General features: G+C 45.1%; 16 protein-coding genes. 3 read left to right on the forward strand and 13 right to left on the reverse strand.

Annotated elements, in window-relative coordinates; genetic code table 11:
• Nucleotides 1–249 precede the first annotated feature (249 nt).
• The 3 genes from ACRBG0_RS19530 to ACRBG0_RS19540 form a co-directional block, all read right to left on the reverse strand.
• The gene (locus ACRBG0_RS19530; RefSeq protein ID WP_431488537.1) at nucleotides 250–3075 is read right to left on the reverse strand and encodes a M4 family metallopeptidase; all 2826 of its coding nucleotides are present in this window, start codon (nucleotides 3073–3075) and stop codon (nucleotides 250–252) included.
• Nucleotides 3076–3325: 250 nt separating this feature from the next.
• Nucleotides 3326–4471 (reverse strand): T9SS type A sorting domain-containing protein, encoded by a 1146-nt coding sequence (locus ACRBG0_RS19535; protein WP_431488538.1) that lies wholly within the window; start codon nucleotides 4469–4471, stop codon nucleotides 3326–3328.
• 453 nt (nucleotides 4472–4924) lie between these two features.
• On the reverse strand, nucleotides 4925–6622 hold the full coding sequence (locus tag ACRBG0_RS19540) for a M3 family oligoendopeptidase (RefSeq protein ID WP_431488539.1): 1698 nt from the start codon (nucleotides 6620–6622) through the stop codon (nucleotides 4925–4927).
• A gap of 186 nt (nucleotides 6623–6808) precedes the next feature.
• On the opposite strand from ACRBG0_RS19540, the gene ACRBG0_RS19545 reads away from it, so the two are divergent.
• Together ACRBG0_RS19545 and bamA are read left to right on the forward strand one after the other, a co-directional pair.
• Nucleotides 6809–7549, forward strand: a complete 741-nt coding sequence (locus tag ACRBG0_RS19545; RefSeq protein WP_431488540.1) for an isoprenyl transferase — start codon at nucleotides 6809–6811, stop codon at nucleotides 7547–7549.
• 136 nt (nucleotides 7550–7685) lie between these two features.
• Nucleotides 7686–10298 (forward strand): outer membrane protein assembly factor BamA, encoded by a 2613-nt coding sequence (gene bamA / locus ACRBG0_RS19550; RefSeq protein WP_431488541.1) that lies wholly within the window; start codon nucleotides 7686–7688, stop codon nucleotides 10296–10298.
• A gap of 98 nt (nucleotides 10299–10396) precedes the next feature.
• On the opposite strand, the gene ftcD is transcribed toward bamA, so the two are convergent.
• From ftcD to zwf, 7 genes are all read right to left on the reverse strand, one after another.
• Nucleotides 10397–12085, reverse strand: coding sequence for a glutamate formimidoyltransferase (ftcD, locus tag ACRBG0_RS19555; RefSeq protein WP_431488542.1), 1689 nt, complete (start codon nucleotides 12083–12085; stop codon nucleotides 10397–10399).
• A gap of 151 nt (nucleotides 12086–12236) precedes the next feature.
• Nucleotides 12237–13643: a BamA/TamA family outer membrane protein gene (locus ACRBG0_RS19560; protein WP_431488543.1), complete on the reverse strand. Its 1407-nt coding sequence runs from the start codon at nucleotides 13641–13643 to the stop codon at nucleotides 12237–12239.
• A gap of 71 nt (nucleotides 13644–13714) precedes the next feature.
• Entirely contained in the window at nucleotides 13715–14803 is a 1089-nt protein-coding gene (locus tag ACRBG0_RS19565) for an AAA family ATPase (protein ID WP_431488544.1), read from the reverse strand.
• 180 nt (nucleotides 14804–14983) lie between these two features.
• Nucleotides 14984–17374, reverse strand: coding sequence for a TonB-dependent receptor (locus ACRBG0_RS19570; RefSeq protein ID WP_431488545.1), 2391 nt, complete (start codon nucleotides 17372–17374; stop codon nucleotides 14984–14986).
• A gap of 124 nt (nucleotides 17375–17498) precedes the next feature.
• Complete coding sequence (locus ACRBG0_RS19575; RefSeq protein WP_431488546.1) at nucleotides 17499–18500, reverse strand: M28 family peptidase; 1002 nt, start codon at nucleotides 18498–18500, stop codon at nucleotides 17499–17501.
• Between the two features lie 178 nt (nucleotides 18501–18678).
• Nucleotides 18679–19173, reverse strand: coding sequence for a VOC family protein (locus tag ACRBG0_RS19580; RefSeq protein ID WP_431488547.1), 495 nt, complete (start codon nucleotides 19171–19173; stop codon nucleotides 18679–18681).
• A gap of 134 nt (nucleotides 19174–19307) precedes the next feature.
• On the reverse strand, nucleotides 19308–20816 hold the full coding sequence (gene zwf / locus ACRBG0_RS19585) for a glucose-6-phosphate dehydrogenase (protein WP_431488548.1): 1509 nt from the start codon (nucleotides 20814–20816) through the stop codon (nucleotides 19308–19310).
• Between the two features lie 231 nt (nucleotides 20817–21047).
• On the opposite strand from zwf, the gene gndA reads away from it, so the two are divergent.
• Nucleotides 21048–22454, forward strand: a complete 1407-nt coding sequence (gene gndA, locus ACRBG0_RS19590; RefSeq protein ID WP_431488549.1) for an NADP-dependent phosphogluconate dehydrogenase — start codon at nucleotides 21048–21050, stop codon at nucleotides 22452–22454.
• 926 nt (nucleotides 22455–23380) lie between these two features.
• Here the strand turns inward: gndA and ACRBG0_RS19595 are convergent.
• Genes ACRBG0_RS19595 through ACRBG0_RS19605 form a run of 3 tightly spaced genes read right to left on the reverse strand, consistent with a single transcriptional unit; the run spans nucleotide 23381 to nucleotide 26001 of the window.
• Nucleotides 23381–23851: a hypothetical protein gene (locus ACRBG0_RS19595; protein WP_431488550.1), complete on the reverse strand. Its 471-nt coding sequence runs from the start codon at nucleotides 23849–23851 to the stop codon at nucleotides 23381–23383.
• A 36-nt stretch (nucleotides 23852–23887) separates the two neighbouring features.
• On the reverse strand, nucleotides 23888–24931 hold the full coding sequence (locus ACRBG0_RS19600; protein ID WP_431488551.1) for an alkane 1-monooxygenase: 1044 nt from the start codon (nucleotides 24929–24931) through the stop codon (nucleotides 23888–23890).
• A gap of 50 nt (nucleotides 24932–24981) precedes the next feature.
• The gene (locus tag ACRBG0_RS19605) at nucleotides 24982–26001 is read right to left on the reverse strand and encodes a tetratricopeptide repeat protein (RefSeq protein WP_431488552.1); all 1020 of its coding nucleotides are present in this window, start codon (nucleotides 25999–26001) and stop codon (nucleotides 24982–24984) included.
• Between the last annotated feature and the right edge of the window lie 147 nt (nucleotides 26002–26148).

The following is a 26148-nucleotide window of genomic DNA, read 5'->3' on the forward strand; positions in this document are numbered from 1 at the left end:
TTTAACGGGAGTTAACAGCTTTCTAACATATTAGACTTGTTCTACCGGGAGCAAATCGGGGGCAAATCGCGCCTCATCTTCCCACACTGTGCCTTTTTTGAGTTGCTTAGCTAAGGCTAGGCTCCTCAAAAAAGGCTTCATGTGGTCGATAATGCATCAATTTTCCCACCAAACTATCCTCAGCAGAACAAGTCTTTTAAGCCCAATCGGGGATATTGTATTATTAACAAATTTAACAATCAGCAATCCTTACTCGACGAGTATCCGTCGGGAATAGCTATTGCTTTCTGTTTGCACCCGAAGTAAATAAACCCCGGCAGGAATGTTTTGCACATCAATAGAAAGGTCCGTAGCTGGCTGCCAATCGGCGAGCCCCCAAAGCTGTCGGCCATTTAGGTCACGTAGACTCACTGCCGCCGATAGGAATGGTGCAGTAGGAAAACTAAGCACACAGGTCGTTTGTGCCGGATTAGGATAAACCCTCCATTGATTATCAGGATCTAATTTCACTCTTCTGATTGGCGAATAAGATTTGTGTCCATCCAAGTCTTCTTGCCTTAAACGGTAATACACATAGACCGTGTTTACGGGTAAATGAAGGTCTTTGTAATTATACTCACTGCCCGATGTATTCCCTGCTGGCACAAACCCCAAGTCCGAGAACAACCGGCCATCGGTACTACGCTCAATGTAAAAACCGGCATTGTTTTCTTCTAATAAAGTTGACCATTCCAGCAATACTCCATTGTTTTGGAGCTCGGCTTCGAAGCCCGCCCATTCCACCGGTAGTATCCTGGCAGCGCAGGTACCTACATTCACATTATCAAGATACCAGCCATCCCAGCCATTACAGCCATCGGTCCCCAACTCCCATCGTAGACGGATGGTCTCACCTGGCTGTACGCCAATAACCGTTAGATCAACCTGAGAGGTTCCCCAACTTCCTGTAACAGCTCCTTCATCAGCACCAGAAAACACCCTTTGCCCTGCTAAAGGATTATCCGTAAATCCTGGCTGAGGTAAAATATCCGAATAGGTATTATACAGAAAAGCCGTTGTAGGTATCGTCATCCAACTACCACCATTCTGTTGTATTTTCACATTCCCTCCATCAACACCTTCTTCCAAAGAAAAGTAGTGATCAAAAGTGAGGTAAACACGCCCTTCTAATTCGTTCGAGATATTAATTATAGGACTCTGTAGCCGGAGTATCCCATTATTCAATGAGGTATCACAATCACCAATATTAGGATTGGTAGCATAGATACCTTGCCCTGGCCTTCCTTTTGGCATTTCCGCTGTCAAGGCCCATTGCCTTGAGGCCCAACTTTCAGCATGACTAGGATGCGCACTCAACAACCAATCGTAGGCTCCGTTTTCCCAATCTTCCGTAAAGAATGGCGTAAATTCATTTCCGTCAACCAAACAAAAAGAAGGGGGATTGGCCTGTAGCGAAGCATTAAAATCAATGCAATTGGGTGCCAGCCTCAATTCCGTAGCTTGAATCACCTGTTGCAAAGCGAGGCTATCCGCACTATTCAACTGTATTCCTGGTAGTGAGTTACCCTCTTCGGTAATGCTAAGGAGGCTAAGTTCTGTTGTCCGCAAATCAGCAAAGGCAGCAGTCAACGCATTAGCTAACACTGCAAAATCTGAGGTCCGCCCCAGGTAATAAGCTTGTGCTTGCCAAAAAATATGAGCCGCTTTATCCAGACCTATGCCTGTAATATCATAACCATTGTAAGTACCACCATCAACAAGCAAGGCATACGCATGTGCAACAACACCCGAGTTAATATGCACTCCGCCAAAGTCTTGAGGAGAACAATGATAGGTCGTATCGCTTACCTTTCCCGGTTTACCGTAACAAGCGGGATTCCACATATCTCGAATCGCTCCATCCAAAGCAGCAGCTTCTTCGCCGATCAGCCAACGATCTCCGCTTTCACATGCTGTTCGAGACTCGTTTTCTTCCGGAGAACTATTGAGAATATCCAGGGTTTCTCCCCAAATGTCAGAATAAGCTTCATTGATTGCTCCGGCCTGCCAAGCGTATAATAAATTGCTGGTATACTCGGTATAGGCATGGGCCCATTCGTGCCCTACGACATCATCACTGCTGGTGGCACTACAGAAATTGGTGGTATAACCATTCCAACTCGCATTCGGACAGTCAAGGAAACTGGCCTGATCGACCAATAACAAGTCACCATCCAGGTTATCATAAGACATCCTGCCAAAGGTATTTTTAAACAGGTAGTAAACTTCCTCGGTCGTATGCACCTGTTGCTGCTGCCAAAAAGAAAGGTCAGCGGGATAAGCATCGCCATCTTGCCATACAGGGTTATTGGTATTACCAACAAAAAGCCGCCTTTCAGCAAGCTCACATATTCCTTGAAAATGTTCTATAACAATACCTTCTCGTGCATCGATTAGCAAGTATTCGCGTAAATGCTGTCGATTACTCACTTCAAGATAGTAGGCAAGTTTTACGGTTCCATTCAGCCCCTGCACCAAGCCTTCTTTGAACCAATGTAAGCTTGGGTTGGTAAGTATTAATTCACTCTGATCGACATTGGGATAATGCTTATTCAACCACCCTACTCCTATTTGCCTCGCTTGAGCTGACGAAACGAGCGTTGCTGAAGATGCGTTGATTCGTGGAAGAACCATTCCGTCCATTCCTGTCAGCATTAGCGCCGCATTGAAATGAAAATTGAGCGTTCCTGCAAAAACAGGAATGCCTTCGTGTAAATGCTGTAATCGTAAGTGATAATTCCCCGCAATATCACGCTCCTCTTTCAGGAGTTGAAAAGTACTAGCAGTTGACTTTAGTCCAAAAGCAGGCCCATAGATAGACAGAAAGTCCTGGGTTTTTGAAAACCGACTAGAGGAGGGAAAAGACAGAGGATTCTGCCAACGCAAAAAGGAAATATTTTCCGTAGCATCATCAAGATAAAAGGCACTAGGTTGAGTAGCCTGCAAAAGCAGAAGCGCCTGATCCGCTTCTGTTTGCGACCAGGCATTGACTGTACACATAGCTGTGACAGCAAATATCCATACCAACCTTTTCATTTTCTGTCCCGTTTGCTGGCTTATACGGGGTCCAATAACTAAGGTTGCGAGACCAAGACATTAAATTTGCATAAATAAATATATGTCTACTCTAAAGCCGGCTTTCTTCTTTTGGCGAAAGCCTAATTAAGCGCCTTCGTATGCCTACTGTTCACAACAAAAAAATGTGTGCCCCTGCTTTACAGAAACACACATTTTTAAAATACTCCAGTGTTATATACTGTTCCTGAAGAAATATTTTCAACTTGTTTTATGGTGTTGTTACTAACAGGCGCTTAACCCCGATTCTTTCCCCTTTATCGTTACTCAACACACAGAGGTACATACCTTTTTTGAGGCGAGTAACATTAAAGTTCTCCACATGATGGCCATTCATCCGGTAACTATCGCGCCAAACAGAGCGGCCCGCCAGGTTATAAACATCCATCGTGTAGTTGCCTACAGGTACGTTATTGAACTCAAAACGAGTATTAACGATAGCCGGATTAGGGTAAATAGAAAAAGAAGGTGCTGAAACAACAACCGTATTGTTATTACTAACCACACCGTTGTCCTTATAAGTAACACGCTCTACTTGTGTACCGGTAGGGTCTGCATTAATCACAGCGATAGCTTCTTTGGCATCATCGCTCCAAAAGCTGTAGGTAACAATTGTATCTGACCCGAGCGCATCAATAGGCAATGCGTCTAATGCAAGGTCGGTAATATCGGCCCATGGGAAAGGACCAATTTTAGCATCCAGGCGTACATCCCGATATTCGGTCCGCTTCTCGCGTAGCACGTCATAATCACCGCCAGGAATACTGAGGGTTCCCCATGCATCTACCAAGTCTGTTCTGGTTGTTGCGACCCTTACTCTGATGGAGTCAGGTGTAATAGGAAGGCCATCAAATATGTTTCCGGGGATATCGTCAGCGGCAATAGCAATAGTAAGTGCCGATTCGTGATTCCGTAAATCAAAGAAATTCAGCGGTGCCCAACGTTCCACGTACTCAGGAATGAAGGGAGCATTCACTTCAAAACCTTGCCCTAAAGGATCCGTTCCTGCGTATCCGAGGATCGCAAACTGGGTGCTATTGGAGATATAATAACCTTCACCACCAGCAGCTTGATCCATTAAAACATTTGCCGTAGGATAACTGCCTGCCGAGGTTCCTCCAGATGGATCACCAACAGCTAATTCTTGTGAAAAACTATTCTGTAGACTTGTGAAATTCCAGCTTTGGCTTCCACCAGGAGTCGTAATACTTACACCAGTTGGCGCATTATCAGTGACAGTACGTAAAGTATCTCCAATGGCTGGAAAATAGTCGGTACTCTCCAAGGTAATTTGCCCATTGAGCAGTAGCGGCATGCTAAGGAGAAGAGAAAAAGTAAGGAGTAAAAATTGCTTCATCTTGTGTTGGTTCTAAGGGGATTATGCTTATTTCAATGCCAAAGGTAAGCGTTTTCTGGATGCTATACTGTTAAGAGAATTGTAATAATGGAACCCAAGATGACAATATAGTGGATCAACCGGTAAATTCTGTTACATCCAAGCCTTGCTTATTTGCACCTGCGCTTCGTCCCTGAAATCCTCATGTAGCTATGGCTACACTCCGGGTTCAGCTCCTCGCCCAAGCACAAAATAAGCGGCGACTTAGTATAACGAAACTTACAAGTAGGTCCACTAGCTACTCGTTCTTCCCTTCGTAGCTTCCTGTTTTTACCTTCTCACCCGAGCCTGAAGGAACTTTTCATCCCCAAAAAACGCTTTCGATAGTAGCTAAATCATCAAAGACTAAATCAGAACCTTGGTAAGAGTCATCTCAGAAATGAGATGGCTCTCTTTGGTCTTGAGCCTGTAATATCAAAGCACATGCTCTTCCAACCACATCCCTACCGGTGCCGCTAATTGCTCTACGCAATTCGGAGCAAACGGAGAATTCAGGTTTGCCAATTCTACTAATTTCAGAAAAGATGCACTCCCCCCGGCCTTACACAAATGCACATAATCTGCCCAGGCAGTAGTATGATCTTCCCTGTCTTTAATCCAAAACTGGAAGGCACAAATCTGTGCTAGTGTGTAATCAATGTAATAGAAGGGCATTCCAAAAATATGGGTTTGCTTTTGCCAAAAGCCTCCTGCCTCCAGAAAAGGGTGGCCATTATAATTACGCTGAGGTAAATACTTCTTTTCTATTGCTCGCCAGGCCTGGTTACGCTCGGCCGTACTAGCCTCGGGATGTGCGTACACAAAATGCTGAAATTCATCTACCGCTACGCCGTAGGGAAGAAAATAAATAGCACCACTCAGGTGACCAAAGCGGTATTTATCCACATCCTCCTGGAAAAAATTATCCATCCAGGGCCAAGTGAAAAACTCCATACTCATTGAGTGAATTTCGCAGGCCTCATAGGTGGGCCAATTGTATTCACTGATTGCTAAATCACGGCTGGAATACACCTGAAAAGCGTGCCCTGCCTCGTGGGTGAGCACATCGATATCGCCGCTGGTGCCATTAAAGTTGGAGAAAATAAAAGGAGCTTTATGCGCTGGAATAAAAGTACAGTAACCGCCAGTGGCTTTGCCATCTCTGCTGACGAGGTCCATCAATTCCCTTTCCTGCATAAAGTCAAAAAAGACCTTGGTTTCTGGCGACAGTTCAGCGTACATCTCAGCAGCTTGCTCTACAATCCAGGCCGGCTGGCCTTTAGGTTGGGGGTTGCCGTCAGCGAACAACATTGACTCATCGTAGTAATGCAACTCTTTGAGACCGAGTCTATCGGCTTGTTGTTGATATAATTTATGAGCTAGAGGAACGATGTGTTGTCGGATCTGCTCTCGGTAGTTTGCGACATCTTCAGCGTTGTAATCGGTACGTAACATCCGGGCGTAGCCCAATTCGATAAAATTCTCAAAACCCAATTCCAATGCAATCTGGTGTCGAATCTTTACCAATTCATCAAAAATGCGTTCCATTTCTGTTTGCTGGCTGGCCATCCAATCCCATTTCGCCTTGGAAGCCGCCGCTCTTTTAGCACGATCAGGGTCTTCTTCTCGGGGCTGAATTGATGACAGGTTGTAGGTTTCTCCATCAAATTCAATCTGAGCAGAAGCTTTCAATTTATTGTAGGAACTCGCCAAGCGATTTTCTTCCTGAAGCTTTTCGATAATTTCAGATCGAAACGTACACAAGCTAAGTTCAGCAATTGCAAAAAGCTGTTCTCCATGTTCCTTCTCCAATGCTGACCGCCATTTACTGGCCAACAATTCACGATAAAAACGGGTCTTAAGCTCCTCGAAAACAGGTAATTGCTCATCAAAGAAATTGTTTTCCGCTTCGTAGAAAGTATCTTTGGTGTTACTACTGTGCCGAATATATGCCAGATTGTACATTGTTTGAAAGTCATTACGCAGCTGGTAAATATCCTTCAATGCACTACTGGCTAAGCTTAGGGTCGCCGCCGTTGAAAAGGTTGACAATACCTGATTAAAATCAGTTTTCAGCTCGTCCATTTTAGGGCGGGTATACGGATATTCCGTAAAGGAAGATGGTGTACTCATATTATTGGGTCGCAATTGTAGCTGCAAATATACTTATCTTATCTACAGTATATTATGTGATTACCCTTTGATAATAAGGCCCCATTACCAATATTTTCGTAATTTTGTGAGCTTTTTGAGGCAGTAGGTACTACACTCATTGTGGTTCCATCATTATCCACCCTATTTTATCGGGAAACAGATTTCATGGATTGGAAGAACAAGATTGATTTAGAGCGCTTGCCAAAGCACATTGCGGTCATCATGGATGGCAATGGTCGCTGGGCTAAAGAGAAGGGTAAACCTCGGGTCTTCGGGCACCGTAATGGGGTTAAATCCGTTCGTGAGATCACCGAAGGTGCTGCTGAAATTGGGGTAAAATACCTCACACTGTATGCTTTTTCGACAGAAAACTGGAAGCGTCCGAAATTAGAAATATCCGCACTGATGCGTTTGTTGGTGGAAACTGTTTATCAGGAAACCAACACCCTGATGGAAAACAATATCCGGCTACAAGCTATTGGTGAAATTGACAAATTACCCAAAGCTACTTACAATGCCCTACTGGAAGGCATTGAAAACACGAAGAATAACACCAGAATGACTTTAGTGCTAGCACTCAACTATAGTGGGCGCTGGGACATCACACAGGCTACTCAAAAACTAGCAGCATCCGCTGCCAAGGGAGAGCTTAAAGCTGAAGATATTAATGCGGAACAAATTGCCGGTGCTCTAAGCACGCACGGCATGCCCGACCCAGAACTTTTGATCAGAACGAGTGGAGAAAACAGGATCAGTAATTTCTTGTTATGGGAGCTTGCTTATGCTGAGTTTTATTTTTCGCCCGTCTTTTGGCCGGATTTTCGCAAGCCTAATTTTTACCAAGCCATTGTCGATTATCAGCAAAGAGAAAGACGTTTTGGTAAGATCAGCGAACAAATTGCCTAAACATTCTCCGTTACTATACAACCAGGACTTATCTTTGTCCGTCTTTCCCCAGAATTAAGGAGGAAGAATAATTTACACTTACCGGGAAGCACCTATTTTCGTGATTTCCGATAAGTACAAGCAGGTTTTGATTTTTATGAAACAGATGCTAACAATTAAAGCGCGTAAACTACCCCTGGCAACATCTTGCAAGCGGTTGTTAAGTACCAATTCAGCTCTCATCCGCTTCGCGGTCTTGCTGATAGGTCTCACCGTAGGTTTTAACGCAACGCTACAAGCTCAGGAAGATGACAACCTGGAAATATTCGACTATACTGATCCACAGGATTACGAAATCGGAGGCATCAAGGTAACCGGTGCTTTCTTTAGTGATGAAACAGCTGTTATTGGCGTATCCGGTTTAGCCGTTGGTGACAAAATTCGTATCCCTGGTTATGACATCCCGCGCGCACTGAGAAATCTGTGGCGCCTTCGTCTTTTTACCGATGTCCAAATTCTCCAAGAGAAGAAAATTGGTGATGTTATCTTTCTGGAATACATTGTCCAGGAACGCCCACGCCTTTCACGCTTTTCTTACAAAGGGGTAAAGAAATCCTTCCACGACGACCTCAACGACGAGGTAAATCGCTACCTCCTAAAAGGTGGGATTGTTACAGAAGACATTAAAGTAAATGCCGCTGAGAGCATTCGAGCATTCTTTGTAGAAAAAGGATTCCTTGATACTCGTGTAGCGGTAGAAGAGATCAATGATACGAGTCGGGTAAATGCTGTCCGCCTCGTTTTCGATGTTAACCAAAATGATAAAATCAAGGTTAAAAACATCGTTTTCTCAGGAAATACAGCTGTTAAATCTCGTCGCTTACGGAAAGAAATGGAAACCAAAGAGAAGCGCCGCTTCCTTACGGGGTCCAAATTCATTGCGGAAGAATATGACGCGGATCAAGACGCCATCATCGCTTTCTATAATAAGATTGGCTACCGAGACGCCCGCATCGTGCAAGACAGTAGCTGGCGTAATGAAAAAGGAGAGTTGATGTTGAAAATCGACTTAGCAGAAGGAACGCAATATTTCTTCCGTGATATTGCTTTCAAAGGCAACTCCATCTACGAAACACAACAACTAGAAGAAGTACTGGGTATTGTATCTGGTGATGTTTACAACCAGGAATTACTGGAGACTCGCCTGAGCTTTAGCCAGGATGGTCGCGACGTGAGTACCTTATACATGGACAATGGTTACCTCTTCTTCCGTGCCGACCCTATTGAGACGGCGATTGAAGGCGACAGTATCGATTTAGAAATCAGAATCTTTGAAGGGCCACAGGCTACTATTGATAAAGTAACAATTGCTGGTAACGACCGTACTCACGAACACGTTATCCGCCGTGAATTACGTACCCGTCCAGGGGATAAATTCAGCCGTTCGGACATCATTCGTTCACAACGTCAGATTATCAACCTCAACTATTTCAACCCGGAAAATCTGGGTATCAACACGCCGGTTAACCCTAACCGTGGTACTGTTGACATTGAATATACTGTTGAAGAGAAACCTTCAGACCAGTTGGAACTGTCTGCCGGTTGGGGTGGGCAACGCCGAGTTATTGGTACATTGGGTGTTACCTTTAATAACTTCAGTTTACGTAATATCACCAATCGTAAAGCTTGGCACCCTCTCCCTCAGGGTGATGGTCAGCGGGTGAGCCTGCGTGCACAAACGAATGGCGACTTCTACCAGTCTTATAACGTTTCTTTCACCGAACCGTGGCTGGGGGGTAAAAAACCTACCTCTTTAACGGTGGCTGGTTTTTACAATCGCTTTACTAACGGTGCTTCGAAGAACAATCCAGATGCCTACCAGAGTTTCAACATCACTCAATTTTCTGTGAGTGTAGGTACTCGCTTGCGTTGGCCTGATGACAACTTCGTTTCTCGTACAGGGGTTAATATTCAGACGCTGAACCTACAAAACTGGAGCCTTTTTAATGTTTTCCGTTCTGACGATGGCCAAGTGGTGCGCGGTGGTTATTACAACAACTTCAGTATCACGCAGACTTTGGCGCGAAACACTGTAAATGATCCTCTTTTCCCGAAAGAAGGTTCTAATATATCTTTATCGGTACAATTCACACCTCCTTATTCTGCTTTCGATGACAAAAACTATGCTGACCTCCCTCCTGAGGATCGTTACCGCTGGTTGGAATATCACAAGTGGCGTTTTGATGCAGAATGGTACACCACCCTAGTGGGTAAATTAGTACTTAAAGCTCAAACCAAATTTGGGGTAATCGGTAGCTATAATAATGAAATTGGTACTTCTCCATTCGAACGTTTCCAGTTAGGAGGTGATGGTATTAACAACCAGCAATTTGGTTATGCCGGTGTAGATATTATCTCTAGTCGAGGCTATGAGATCGCTGATTTCCCTGGCAATACTATTGGCAATGGCCAGGAAGTAGCGACACCACTTTACAGCAAACTTACTTTTGAACTACGTTACCCACTGTCTTTGAACCCAAGTTCTACTATCTACGTACTCGCATTTGCGCAAGGAGCAAATGCATGGCGTGATGGCCGCGACTTCAACCCATTCGAACTACAACGTTCCGTTGGTGGTGGTGTCCGGGTTTTCCTACCGATGTTTGGTACACTTGGATTTGACTACGGTATCGGCATTGACAAAACAGGGCCAAGAACTTTACAAAACATGGGTGACTTTAACATCATCCTTGGATTTGAGCCAGAGTAATTCCTGGACGTTCTTTTGCAAAGAAAAGGCACCTAAGTTCATTCCTTAGGTGCCTTTTTTACTTCGATCTTGTTTGCTAAAATGAGTTGATTCTTTTTCTAGATCGCCTTTCTTACCATCTCCATGATTTCCTTTTCTTCCTGATCCGCTGCTGCAGCTAGCTTAGCGCTTTTTGCAAGTAAATCCTCTTTGAAATATTCGTCATGCAAACCGCTAGCGTTGATCTGTACATTGAGATGAGCGCCATGAATAGCTGCTCGTGCACAAAGCGCTCCTACTCCAGCATCAGAGACCGAGGCAGGAAGGCCATTCTCTGCCATTGCCCGGCAAAGTGGAAAAATATGACTGGATGTTTCCATGATTCTAAAAGGCGTCATCATAGCCTCTTTAGTAGCCAACTGGATAGCTTCACGGCGAGCAGCCTTTTCTGCATCACTACCTTTAGGTAAACGAAAAGCGTCCATAATACCTTCAAAAGCTTGGGTATCCTGATCGACAAGTAGCAAGAGCTGGTCTTTAAGTTCCTGCCCCCGTTCGGCCCATTCGCTAAATTCTGCCCAGCGATCATCCCAACCTCTTTTGTGGCTACTTAGGTTTGCGACCATTGTTCCGAGGCCTGCTCCGAGTGCACCTACATAAGCTGCAATTGAACCACCACCAGGTGCAGGGCTTTCACTGGCTGTTTCATTTGCAAAGTCGCGGAGACTCATCGCCGCTAATGGTGCACCAGCTTCTTCTCGCAGTTGGTATTCAATAATTTTTTTGTTGGGATCAAAAGGGCTCAATTCGTCCAGTCCCAAAGACTTTATCGCAATTTTGACGATTTCTTCCTCACTCACGCCTAAAGATCGTTGCTGTTGTGCCAGAAAATACTTCCCCGCATCCAGCATTACCTGCAAAGGAACGAGACCAACAAGTTCAGAACCGGTGACACGTAAACCACGCCGAGTAGCACTCTCCCTCGTTGCCTCAAAAGCTTCGTGTAGGGCGGTAAGTTTAGTATCCGTAATATTCATACTAATCTGCGCAACGCCATATTCTTCAATAAACCATCCAATAGCTTTTACGCCTTTGCAAGTACCAGGAGTGCGTACTGGCTCACCATTTTCATCTTCTACAACTGGCCCAGTAATTGGGTTACCTGAACGTTGCACACGACCTTTCTCTCTGATGTCAAAAGCAACAGAGTTGGCTCGCCGAACCGATGTCGTATTGAGGTTCACATTATAAGCGATCAAGAAATCACGAGCACCAATAGCTGTGGCCCCTGCTGTTGCGTTAAAGGTTGCTGTACCAAAATCAGGTTTCCATTCAGGCTGCTTCAACTTATCTGCCAACCCTTCGTATTCACCAGCACGAACAGTAGCCAAATTCTTCCTTTCAGGACGAGAAGCAGCACTTTCGTATAGATAAATAGGAATTTTTAATTCTTCTCCAACGCGGCGGCCCAACTGTTGTGCCCAGTGAGCAGCTTCTTCCATCGTAATATTCGCAATAGGTACTAGCGGGCATACATCAGTGGCTCCCATACGGGGGTGCTCTCCTTGATGCTGACGCATATCGATAAGCTCAGCTGCTTTTTGAATCCCCCGAAATGCTGCTTCTACTACAGCGGCAGGTTCACCCACAAAAGTGACCACAGTACGATTGGTAGCGTAGCCTGGATCAACATCGAGGAGTTTTACCCCTTCAACGGTTTCAATCGCATCGGTAATTTGCTTAATAATAGTCAAGTCGCGGCCTTCACTAAAATTGGGCACGCATTCAATCAAAGCTTTTTTAGACATGTGGTCATTGGTATTACGCAGAAAAAAAATGAAGTCTTTTCTCAGCCTGTCTGCTCGACATAGCTAGATAAGTACTCAATTTATTTTTATGCTTTTATGTTTTATTTGGTGCTGCAAAGATGGGAAATTTTGGAAAGAGTTGATTTCTCTTTTATATCCCTAGTTCAAAATCAAGGAAAAACCCACGGTCACCAATTTTGTTTGCACTGTACTGTAGGCGAAGTACGAAATCATAATAAAAAACAAGATCAATCCCGATTCCACCGCCCCAAAGAAACTCATTATTGAGTGGGTTCGGTTGGGTATTGAATGGGCTGTTTGCGTACCCCATATCGCTACTCATACTAAGGTTAAAATGAAAAGGTAGCTCCCGAAAAGATTCTAAAAAGACCCATTTACCAAAAGTAATATTCCCCTTCCAAAGGTTAAAACGGACACTCTTACGCAGATACGCCGCATCCAGGCCATCCAGGAGATACAGCTCGTAACCACTCAACTTGCTCCTGCCAAAACCCAGTGCCCGGTTATAGCGATATGCCTGCGATTGACGTATAAATGAATATTTCCCTCCTCCAACAAGCCCAAAGCTCCAACGCTCCCCTACCGGCCAGTATTTAGAACCAAAAACATCCAAGGTAAGCGAGGAACGGTCATTGAAGATTCCGACACCATCTTTCAGTAATTCGGCACCATAAATGTGGCCTGACCAAGGATAAGCGCGATTGTCTCTAAAATCATAAGCGAAACGATAAAGCAGCCTAAAAAAACTGATTTCGTTCTTGTTGTCTCCAAAATAATCAGGATTGTATTGCTGGACAATCAAGGGGTCTATCCATTCCTGATGGAACTCCAGGCCAAACGTATGCATGGCATAAATCGCAGGGCGCCAGGTTAAGCTACTTTCAAATTTGTAAAATCTACGCAGAAAGCGAGCATCATCACGATAAAACTCCTGCTTATTATCCACCGTAGCGTAATTCACTTCGCGGTTACGGCTGTAACTAAGGCCTGCCGCCAGCCCCAGCGTTTGCTTCTTATTAATGTAGGGAATTTTATAGCTACCACTGTAGCTACGGGTGTAGCCATATTCAAAGCCTACTTCAATCTTATCTCCCCAACCTGTAAAATTAAGATGGTTGACTTCCAACCCGATATTCACCCGCTGAAGCGAACGATTTTGTTCCTTCCACCAGACGTTGAAATTGCGGTCGGCCAAATCGAAGGTTGGAACGGGATAGATGTACCAGTTTTCTAACAGCTCTACTTGCAGGTGAACTTTTTGAGTAGCGCCTTCCCAGTCTTTGTAGGTGATATTCGCCTTACTGAACAGGTTGGTGTTCATAAGTTGGCGTTCTGCCTCCGCGATCTTTTTTGGTAAATTAGCGAGGGAGATGGTGTCTCCTACCTTAATGGGTAACTCTCTGAAAATAACTGCCAGCCGGGTACGTTTCTGACCAATTACTGATATTTTGTCAATGGTAATAGCTGTTGGCTCTTGAGCCGTTAAAGCAAAAGTGGTCAATAAAACAACAAAAATGGATAGGATGACAGCTCTCATAAAGTTCTTGGGGGAGTAAAGACGGTGTAAAATAGCTTTTTATTGCTATAATCTTCCCCTAATCTAAAACCTTACAATAGTATTCGACAAGCATCGTACAAGTCTTTCCAATTTTTTCGCTGGCGAACTACCGTTTCTAAGTATTCCTCCCACAATGGAGCATCCTGCTGGTTATCTTTGATAATGGCGCCTGTGAGGCTTGCTGCCAAATCATCAGCATGCAATTCGCCATTCCCAAAATGAGTCGCTAGTGCCTGCCCGTTATTGAGTACAGAAATAGCTTCGGCAGTACTGAGGGTACTACTAGGCGATTTAATTCGGGTACGACCATCCTCGGTTTTACCAGAACGGAGTTCTCGAAAAATAGTCACCAGTCGGCGTACTTCTTCCGAAGGGAGTGGTGGTGCTGGAATTTCGAGCTGGGTCTGGGTCTGCTGTACCCTTGTTTCAACGATTTTCACTTCTTCCTCCAAGGTAGCAGGAAGCGGCATCACAACGGTGTTGAAACGCCGACGGAGGGCAGAAGAAAGCTCATTGACTCCTTTATCTCGATCGTTTGCCGTAGCAATCACGTTGAAACCACGAATGGCCTGTACTTCGGCATTCAATTCGGGAATGGGCAGTGTTTTTTCTGATAGTATAGTTATCAGGGCATCCTGCACATCGCTGGGTATTCGGGTAAGCTCTTCTATCCGCACAATTTTGCCCGTGGTCATTCCTTTCATAATAGGACTAGGAACGATAGCCTTTTCTGATGGCCCTTCGGCCAGCAATTGAGCATAATTCCAACCATAGCGCAATGCTTCTTCATTCAGGCCAGCGGTACCTTGTACCAAAAGTGTAGAGTTGCCGCTGATGGCTGCTGCCAAGTGTTCGCTCACCCATGTTTTGGCGGTCCCGGGTATACCTACCAGTAAGAGTGCACGATCTGTAACCAGGGTAGCAACTGCTACTTCAATCAATCGGCGCTGTCCGAAGTATTTGGGTTCAATAACGGTACCATCAGCCAACTCTCCGCCCAGCAAGTAGGTCACCACTGCTTGGGGGGAAAGCTCCCAACCTTGCGGGCGGTGTTGTTTATCCTGCGCTTTGAGGGCTTTAAGCTCTTTTGCGAAAGCGGTTTCTGCGTGTGGGCGTAGCGTATGTTTCCCTTTGGCCATGCGTTTGGTAAAATCTGTTTAGGCTAAGGTACGGACTCTATAGAGTAAGGGGCATTGTTTTTTATTTATTTTCCGGGCTAATCCCTCTTCTATCCTAAGACGATTAGTGGTTCCCCGCGACAAATCACGGGGAACCACCAATTATCTACAAAAGCCACTCATTTGTCGTACTCCTGTTTATTAAAACTGTACGCGGTATAAAAAATCAGGGAAGAACCCACGCTGGTAGACTTCATTCACTTCGTTTGTTTGTCGATTGTAGCGGCGTACAAAAACGTTTTCCTGGTCTGTCAGGTTCTGAAAATCCAGATAGAAACGGTGGGTAAGTTTACGCTTTGTACTGTTCATTGTGACGCCAAACTTGAGGTCCCACCGAAAATAGGGATCAAGTGTTAGGCTGAAAGCTTCTTCTTCAACATCGACCTGAAAGCCTGCTGCTTGCGAAGCTGCTAAATCAGTAGGAGAGAAGGGCCTTCCGCCCGCTGTTGTAATTTTCGTATCCACGGTAATCGCATTTCTGCCATCTGGTCCAAAACTCCATTCTTTACCAGCCAGAAGATTCAGAACATAGGAATTATTAAAAGCGGTACTGCGTTCGACACCGTCACTTCCTTTGTAACTAGAGTCATAAATGGAAGCTGTAAGTAAACCGTAATAGTTGTTACTAAAGAATTTTTCCAAAGTCAATTCTACACCATAATTTTTGCCTGAACCGTCATTCACAAGTCCCACTTTATTCCGTGGAAAGACAAAATCCGCCCCGGTATTTAGTATAGAAAATGAACTCGAAAAAGGGTCTACAGGCACATTATTTACATCCTGATAATAGGCTTCTACTTTTAAGCGCCAGGCTGGAGAGAATTTGTAATCATAGCCTAATACAAAGTGCTGGCTACGGGTAAAATCAAGTTCTTTGTTAGGCCGGCTTATCGTTCCTTCATCGTCAATAGCCGCAGCTAACAAAATGGGAATGGGTTGTGCTTGGCTATGCAAACCGTAGCCTAATGTAAGCCTTTGGAGAGGTGCAAAGTCCCAATTTACAGCCACCCTAGGTTCAATGGCTGTTGCATCATTGATATCCAAATATTGGGCGTGCAGGCCAGCGTTCAAAGTCCACTTTGTGCTAAAGCGGTATTGCGTTTGTACAAATGGTTGTAGAATTGTCGCCTGATCTTGAAACTTGTAAGCCAGCGCTAATTCACGAATACCATCACCATCGGCATCCGGCCCTTCTTCTGCATCCAATGCATTTAGGTCATAATCGTACAGTTCGACCAAGACCCCGGCACGCGCAGTCCAGCGGGCATTGAATTTTTTATTTACGTAAGATGACAAAGAGTAGCGATTTTCTGTATTGTCAACATCGGCATAGGGCACCTTAAACTCTTCTTCTGTGTCTTGCAAAAAATACCGATCCTGGGTAAAGGTATTCCCTGAACTAGTACCGGCAATTACAGTACGTATATAAGCTTTGTCGCTTAGGATAAGATTGTGGCGTAGGCCTAAAACGCCAAAACTTGATTCAGCAAAAGCGTCTTCATCCGCAGCAGCAAAAAGGTCATCTTCGGCAATTTCATCATGGAGAAAATCAATATCACTACGCCCACCGATACCGAAGAGGACAAACTTACCTGCTTTTCCATTGCCAAAATCCAACTTAAAAGTAAGGTCCTGGTAGTTGGGCGTAGCGTTGGTTCCTACAGGAATACCCAATTCGGCGGCTAAACCAACAAAAGAGTAACGCCCCGCCACGACATAAGACCCACCATTAAACAAAGGTCCCTCGGCCATGCCTTCCAGCCCGCTAAACGCTCCCATTTGAAGCATAAATTCATGTCGGTCACGATTACCGGTGCGGAGTCCGAGATCAAAAACGCCCGCCAATGCATTGCCGTATTCCGCAGGAAAAGCACTGGTAAGGAAATCCGAGTTGCGAAGTAAATTTGGGTTGAGTGCGCTCACCGGGCCACCCGTTGTACCCAATGTAGAAAAATGATTGGGATTGGGAATAGGAATACCCTCCAATCGCCAAAGCACGCCTGTTGGTGAATTTCCACGAATAACAATGTCGTTCCTAGAATCATTGGCAGTAGATACGCCAGCAAAGTTACTGGCCAGTCGAGCAACATCGCTATTCCCACCTGCATAACGGTTGACTTCTTCTACAGAGAAGGTCCGTGCCGAGATGGTCGCTAATTCATTTTGCGGACGATCTTTATCCACATTCGCAGTTACTACAACGGCGTCGAGTTCAGCGATTGCTTCTTCCATCGCTAGTTGTAGGATGACTTCTTTGCCTGCTCCCACCACGATATTGGGAATAGTAAGGGCTTCGTATCCCAGGTACGTAACCCGGATAACCTGACGGCCATAGGGTACCTCCTTCAAACGGAAGTATCCGTCAATATCGGTAACGGTGCCAGGGGAATTTTCGACGCTAACCAACTCTACGGCAGCACCAATGAGTGGCATCTCGGATTGTTGGTCTATAATAGTTCCTTTGATCGTTTGCTGCGACCAAAGGGCCGTACCAGAAACTAGTATTGAAAGGGTAAATAGTAGTCGTAACATCTTGATGAGCTTTGGTAAATTCAGGGTCTGAATAATTTAATGGACCAAAGCTGCCCCTTCTGTGCTTGTTACAACAGTCTTTTCTGGTGAATCGTCAGTTTTGTACTTTGAATGGTAATATCATCTAGAATTGGCCAGCATCCTCTCGATAAATGACAGCCAATAGTACTTGCCCTACTGCTCGTAGCGTATTTTTGTCAATGATTTCCATATCGTCATGATGGGTGTGCCAATGAGGGCCAAAGGCGGTTTCTTCTGTTCCTTTTAGGTTGATAATGTCAATCATAGGAATACCAGCAATCGTATTCACGAAGTAGTGATCATCCGTAATTCCTGGGCCTCCTTCATTGAGAAAATAGTTACTGCGGCCCATTTGTTTTGCCAGCACCCATACTTTTTGCACGATAGGTTGTGCGTATTGCCAACTGTTCCCTTCAATTTTAAATTGAGCATCTTTTGCGCCGACCATATCTAGCAAAATACCGTAGCGAGGCTTTATAGGCGTCGGGCGGTTGTTCGACCAATATTGGCTACCCAAACAGTAAGTATTCGGCTGGCCTCCTGCTTCACCATAGTCTTCGGCATCAAATAAAACCAAATCAACTCCGATGCCTACTTTCTGTGCTGCCAAAGTACGGGCTATTTGCAAAATTACGCCTACCCCACTGCCACCATCGTCGGCACCTAATATCGGCTCGGCTTCTCGATCTGTATTCAAAGGGCTATCCGCAATATGGCGCGTATCCCAATGAGCGGCTAGCATGATCCGATCAGATACTTCAGGGTTAAACTGCGCAATGATATTCGTTGCGGGGTACTTTTCGCCTGTATAAACGGCCGCCTGAAAATCCTGCTCGATTACTTTTGCGCCTGTCGCTTTTAGCTCTGCTACCAACCATTCGCGTGTAGCTTCATGGCCTTCACTCCCCATTACCCGAGGGCCAAAACTTACTTGCTTGGCAATATCATCGTAGGCAGCATCAGCATCAAAAGCAGGGACAGCTACAGGCCCTTTGGGGCGAGGAGTATCCGGTTTTTGTGGGGGATCACTTTTACAAGAAGTATAAAAAAGACTACCTATTACCAGAAAAAACACACTAAAGAGTAAGAGCTTCGAATTACGCATGAGCCGTCATAATTATATTGAGCAACAAAGATAAGACCTTCAATGACTTTTTTGCGTTTAAGCAAAGCAGTATCAGGTTTGATTGCACTTGATTTCAACGCTGGAAACTATCAAATGCATCAATAACGACTGTTTTCGGATTCCTGAGGTTGGTTTTACCATTGATGCAACACAAACGTTAATCCGTTAACGCCAAAAGTCCGTCTACATCCAAAACCCGAGTATACATATGGAGACTTCCATCCTTGTTCATTGGCCATTCCTCGCGCGGGCGATCCCAATACAATTCTACGCCATTTCCGTCAGGATCATCTAGGTAAATAGCCTCTGAAACACCATGATCAGAAGCTCCCGTAAGGGGATAATCAGCGCTAATCAGTCGTTTTACAATAGCAGACAGGTCTTCTCGTGTAGGGTAGACCAATGCGGTATGAAAGAGACCAACTGCACGGCGATCTGATTTTGGTGCTCCTTTGCTAAACCAAGTATTCAAGCCTATATGATGATGATAACCACCCGCTGAAATAAAGGCAGCATCTTCGCCATAAGTAGCCATTACCTCAAAGCCCAACAGGCCACAGTAAAAATCCAGCGCTCGCTGTAAATCTGCTACCTTCAAGTGTACGTGCCCTATCCGGGCACCCGCAGGAATCTGATATTCTGGTTTTGACATAGCTTAGTATTGGGCAAAAGGAATGGAAAACTCAATTAGTATTGCGCAGAAAATAAACTGCGAATCGCTTTTTATTTTCGTGCTGTTCCTTAGCTTCGAAGTCTCTTATATTTTCAAATAGCCGAACCTCCTTTTTAGAGCTCACAAAAATCACCCATATCCGTCAGGTTCTTGCAAGGGTTACGCCAGCGTGTCCCATTATCGAAGAGGCTATCTGCTTCTTTAGGGCCCCAAGTGCCGGCGGGATAACCAAACAGCTTGCTTTCATTAGCCTTCCAAGCATTTAGAATGGGGTCCACAAAAGCCCAGGCAGCCTCTACGCTTTCTCCGAGAGAGTAGAGCGTAGCGTCACCGCGGATACAATCCAAGATGAGGCGTTCGTAAGCTTCCGGCACATCAGCATCGGTAAGGTCTGCGTAGTGAAAATCCATATTGACATCCTTTACACGAAAGCCTTGCCCGGGGATTTTCATCCCAAACTTAAGCGCCAGTCCTTCGTGCGGCTGGATACGAATAATAAGCTGATTGTAAGGATCACTGAAGGTTTCTTCACTGCGAAAAAGGCGCTGTGGTGATTGTTTAAAGGTAATCACCACCTCCGAAACCTTAGTAGGTAGGCGCTTGCCTGTGCGTACGTAGAACGGTACATCAGCCCAGCGCCAATTGTCGATAAAAAATTTCATCGCCACAAAAGTCTCCGTTCTGGAATCATCGAGAACACCTTCTTCTTCGCGGTAGCCTACAGCAGTATCTCCCGCAATTTCTGATGCCGTATACTGACCACGTACCACATATTGCTCCACTTCTTCTGGATCAATCGGCCGCAACGATTGAAACAATTTCAACTTTTCGCTACGAATAGCATGGGCAGCAGCCGAAACAGGTGGCTCCATGGCAATATGTGCAACGACCTGCAAAAGGTGATTCTGAATCATATCGCGCAAAGCACCCGAATCATCATAGTAACCACCACGGCTACCTACCCCCATTGGTTCTGCAGAAGTAATTTGTACGTGTTCGATATAGTTTCGGTTCCAAAGTGGTTCGAAAATACCATTGGCGAACCGCGTCACCAGCAGGTTTTGCACCGTCTCTTTCCCGAGGTAATGGTCGATCCGATAAATCTCTTCTTCTTTGAAGAATTGTAAGAGATGGTTATTCAGTTCGCTAGCTGACTCCGCATCATAGCCAAACGGCTTTTCAATCACCAGTCGGCGGAAATGGCCTTCCGCCTTATTCAAGCCATGGGTAGCAAGATAAGCAGGAATCGTTTTGTATAACTTAGGCGGCGTAGAGAGGTAAAAGATATAATCTCCTTTTGTACCAATGGCCTGATCCAGCTTCGTCAGCCGCTCTTTCACCTTGCCATAATCAGCTTCGCTGGAAGTATCAATGGGTTGATAAAAAAGCATTTTAGCGAAAGTATCCTTCTTTTCTTGTGGCAAATCCTCGGAAAGATAAGTACTTTCGTAAACGGCTTTCTTGCGAAAATCTTCATCCGACAACTCCGTTCGGCTAACCCCCAGGAGTGCAAAATTTTCAGGCAAATACCCTCCTTCATAAAGATGATAGAAGGCGGGAATTAATTTTCTGGCGGTAAGGTCGCCAGAAGCGCCAAAAATAACGAAGATATGAGGAGTCATACAAGACGATGATTAAGGATGATTGCAAAAATGGACATTTTCCTCGAAGTTCACCTAAACTTGTTGGGCCCAAGGATCGTTTTTCAGTTGGGTTAGCGATAATCGCTAATTTATAGTCCACCAAGACAGGATTCTCTTACTTTTGCCAAAAGTACAGTTTAGCTGTAAAGTGTACTCTTTTTCAAACCGCTCAACTAAACAAAAGTTGGTGCAAGCCTAATAATAACATCCATGCAATACGATTTCGGAATGATTGGTCTGGGCACAATGGGCCGTAATTTTTTATTGAACGTTGCAGACAAAGGCTTCTCGGCTGCGGGCTTAGACCTGGACCCTGAAAAAGCAGCATCACTCAATGAAGAAGCCGGGCACCGCAAAATGCAAGCCACCACCGATCAAGCGGAATTTTTGCAAATGCTAAAGTCACCACGCCGCATCATGCTGCTGGTTCCTGCGGGCAAAATCGTGGATAAAGTTATTGAAGGCCTCTTACCACACCTAGACCAAGGCGACCTGATTATCGACGGTGGTAATTCTCATTACAACGATACCGCACGTCGTGCCGAAAACCTCAATGCAAAGGGGATAAGATTTTTGGGTGTAGGTGTTTCTGGCGGCGAAGAAGGTGCCCGACGCGGGCCGAGCATTATGCCTGGCGGCGATTTTTCTGCCTGGGAGGATGTGCAATCCATCCTGGAGGCAGTTTCTGCCAAAGTAGATCGCGAGCCTTGTGTTGCCTACATGGGTAAAGGCGCAGCCGGACACTACGTAAAAATGGTACACAATGGCATTGAGTATGGCATGATGCAGCTGATTGCCGAAACCTACGACCTCATGCGGCGGATCGGTGGCTTCTCCAATGAGGAAATCCACGAGACCTTCACGCAATGGAACCAAGGCCCTTTGCAATCTTTTCTGATCGAAATCACCGCCACCATTTTCGGGCAAAAGGATGACAAAACAGAAGGTCACCTGATTGATGCCATCCTTGACAAAGCCAAACAAAAAGGCACCGGCAAATGGACTTCGCAGTCGGCGATGGACCTCGGCGTTCCTGTGCCTACCATTGATGCGGCCGTTACTATGCGGGGGCTTTCATCCTTCTTTGATTTTCGCCAGGAAGCCGGACAAAAATATGGTTCCTTCCCTACCGAAAGTATCGAAAACAAAACCACTTTTGCTATTCAGCTAGAGCACGCACTGCTCTTTAGTTTTATCCTCACCTACGCTCAGGGGCTCCACCTTTTGGCCGTAGCCAGCAAAGAGATGGGCCTGGAGCTAAACCTCTCGGAAACGGCAAAAATATGGCGGGGTGGGTGCATCATCCGGGCCGAAATATTAGAAGATATTCGTCAGGCCTATGCGGCCCGGCCAGACCTGGAAAATCTTATTGCTTCGTCGGTATTCCGTGGTCGTCTCAAAACACTGTTATCATCCGTCCGCGCGGTGGTAGAAACTGCTACCCAAAATGGTATTCCTCTGCTGGCCCTCAGCAGTGCTTTGCACTATTTTGAATCTTTGCGGGCACCGCGTTTGCCACTCAACCTGGTACAGGCTCAGCGTGATTACTTTGGCGCTCACACCTACGAACGACTAGATGGTGATGGGGAGACGTATCATACGGAGTGGGGGAAATAAGTTTGAAGTGGGAAGTGGGCAGCTACATAGGTGGACCCAATGCCGAACGGGAAGTCAGTAAGCGGAAGTGGGAAGTCGGAAATATTGACTAGGACTGAAACACGTTGACACAATTTTATGGGCCATACCGGCAGTGGTGTTGCTGTGCAAACACCGCTGCGGCACCAGGCTGTCTGTCGCTGGCGCTCCGGCCCATCCTTTGGCCTGCTCCTCCGTCCGCCGGGCTACAGGCGTTGCCTTTCGCGCTGAATGGGGTACGTCATCCTATCAATCATTCTGAAAATAAAAATCATCCGTTTCTGTCCAAAGCGTCTTCACTCCCCTTTCAGAAAACGCTAACTTTAGTGTTTCAAACAGTATATCATCACAGTTATCAAAATAGTCATATTCTAATCCAAAACAAAACACCAAATATTTCTTTGTAGGCGTTTCTAATTTCATCCATTTATACTCAATTGGTACGACTAAGTTTACGACTAGCCTCAACAGAAGAGTAAGCCCAGGTCTATTATCGAAAAACTTAGATTGAAATGGCTCATGCCTAAATAGAGCCAATTGTATTTCTTCATAATTCACTTCAAAATCTTTCCATCTAAACAACATGGGGAACTTTACTAAAACGGACCGCTCTTTAAAATAGAAAGATGGATTTGTGTATGCAATCTGCACAACCGAAAACAGGATATAGACTCCCGTGACAATACAAAAATTGTCGAAAAATGGACACAATAAACATTCTGTCCCTGTGCTATAGCAAAAGAAAATCACTAAGCCCAATGGCATAAAATGCCTTACTAATTTTGATAGAATTGAAACGCTGTATCTATTACTTATGACATCCAAATCCAATGCTTTTATTGAGTCAATTTTATAATCGCCTCTACGCTCACATTCTATACACCTAACGATAGATTAAAGGGAGTTAATCAATCATTTTTTTCCATTAGTTGATTAACAATTAACTGTGATGATGACCCTTTCAAAATACTCATGAATTTTCCTCTATTCTTTAAACTCACCGTTACAGAATTGGTATTAGCTCCACTTGAATACACTACGGAAACCTCCTTCTTCCCGTATGGGGTTATTTCCTTTATATCATCAATTGGTATTTTAGTCAGAATACCGGATTTTTCAATTGCTAGCGCATGAATTGGATGAGATTTTATCCAAAACTCATTTTTAACTACCATCACCATTAATATATTTTTAGCACCGTTTGCTCTTCTAGTATACATTCCAGAATACCCTGAGCACCATCTTTCTTTAAACTGAATATCATCATTCGTTACCTCTGGGAACAACTTCAGTACGTTCTTACCTGAGAAGTATAACGCTAAGGGGATGAAAATCATAAAAACTACCCATACTCTAAACAAGACATCTTCTAACTCCATTCTATTATTTTGAATTCCTAAGCAGCTTGGTCCGTCTTACGCGACCCCGACCTCTTCCAACCTCCTATCCATCACCACCAACCAAAGCGGCGGCACCAGCGCCATGAGAATAGAAGCTGGGTAGCCCAAAGGCAATACAGGTGCCTGTTCGTGATGATCGAGGATCTGGTATTTTTTGTTGGCCAAGTAGTGGTGATCAGAATGGCGGGTGAGCTCGTAGAGCATGATTCGGCCCAGATGATAGTTGGCATTCCACGAGTGGCGAGGTTGTACGCGCTCGTAGCGGCCATTGTCCAAAAGGCGGCGTTGGAGGCCATAGTGCTCTACGTAATTGATAGATTCCAAGAGCAGTACACCGATCAAACCAGCAGTCAACACCGCCAGGGCCATCTGCCAGGAAGGGGTAAGGGCGAAAACCAAGGCTACGTAGATAAGTTGCTGGATGCTAAAGCGGACCATCTCGTTTTGGAAGCTCCAAAAAGGGAGTTTACTGCGCTGCAAGCGATCTCGCTCCAAGCGCCAAGCACTGCGATAAGAGCCCCACAGGGAACGAAACCAAAATGTATATACTATTTCTCCTTTGCGGGCAGTAGCGGGATCAAGTGGTGTGGCAACGTGTTTGTGATGGCCACGATTATGCTCAATAAAGAAGTGCTGATACAGGGTAGGCAGTAGCAATATTTTCGCCAAGGTTTGTTCCACTTTGTTACTTCGGTGCCCCAATTCGTGCGCAACATTGATGCCGCAAACACCCAGCACTATTCCTACGGAAAGTACATGCCCGGTCAGCTCGCTGGTTGTGTAGTCTTGCGTATTCAACTGGTAAATAAAAAGGCAAATGATCCCAAAAACAAGCGGAACATTGAGGTACAACAGCCAATCAAAGACCTTTCTAGCCAAGCGATCATTACGCTCCTCTTCCGGCAAATTGGAAGTATCCTGAGGAAGGAATTGCTCCAATAAGGGAATCAGTCCAAAGGAGAAAACAACCGTTGCATAAGCGGCTATCCCACCTTGAAGCAAGCCAAAAATACAGAGGACAGGAATGATGTAAGCGGTAAGATATTTAACACTTTTCATGGCAATCGATTTTCATTAGAATAAGTCGCTTACCAAGATAAGGAAAATCTTTATTTCAACCGATTCAACCCTTCTCTTGCCTGCACGTATTCTGGTGCCAAACGAATAGTGTGCTCGTAATCTTGAACAGCCTGCTCATTGTTGCCCATAGCTTCTGCGGCATAACCTCGGTAGTAATAGGCCGCTGCATAAAGCGGTGCATTTTCAATAGCCATGGTAAAATGCTCATACGCCTCTTCCATTTCATCCAATTCGAGTAGTACAAGGCCGGCGTTGTAGTAGCTTTTCTCGTCCATGGGTGCTTTCCGGATAGCTGTTTTATACAGCTCCAGGGCTCCTTCTGGATTATCCTGATCCCATAGGTATTCCGCTTTGGCACTTAGGGCAATAGTACTGCTGCTGTCTACTTCAATAGCATTGTCATAAAAAGTTTCTGCCAGATTACCGTCAATACTGGCGTGCAATTGCCCCAGTTTGATCCAGGTATCCAGCATTTCGGGATCAATTTCTGATGATTCCTGGAAAGCGTTAATCGCTCGGTTGATGTCGCCTAGTTCTTCAAAGTTCTTCCCCATAAAGAAAAAAGCCAGGGCATTCTGTGGGTCAATCCGCAAGGCTTTATCAATAGAGGCCAGCGAAGCTTGATTCATTTTCAGGAAAAGCTGAATTTCACTCAGCTTCAGCCAAGAGCTAATATCTTCGGGTGCAATGGCTACCGCGCGCTCCATGGTTTGCAGCGCCAGTCGTGAACGGAAATAATCCAGGTAGATGTCCGTCAATAAATGGTGATAATCAATGTTTACAGAATCCAATGAAAGGGCTGCGGTCATATCTGCAATCGCTTGATCGTAGCTGTTTTTTTCGTAAAAAATTTCTGCCCGCAAGGCGTAGAGCTCTGCATTATTGGGATCTTGAGACAGGCGCTGACTTACCTGGTCGATTTCATCATCGCCAGAAAGAACAGGTCCATCTGTGTTTTGGTCAGTAGGTGCATCGCTGCCACAGGCTGATATTAAAAATATTGCCGTAAGAATAGTCGTCGTGTACAGTAGGAATGTTATCTTCTTCATGCTACAAATTTACAGCTTAATGCTTGTTTAGAACCTGTTTGGGATTTAAATTTCGGGCTGCTCTTGTCAAATTACGCACTGTACGTCGTTCTTCTTCGGTCGCGTAGCTTTGGCTATGCTCCCTCATCGGGCCTCGTCCAGCACGTA

The organism is Lewinella sp. (assembly GCF_050633125.1).
Classification (GTDB): Bacteria; Bacteroidota; Bacteroidia; order Chitinophagales; family Saprospiraceae; genus Lewinella.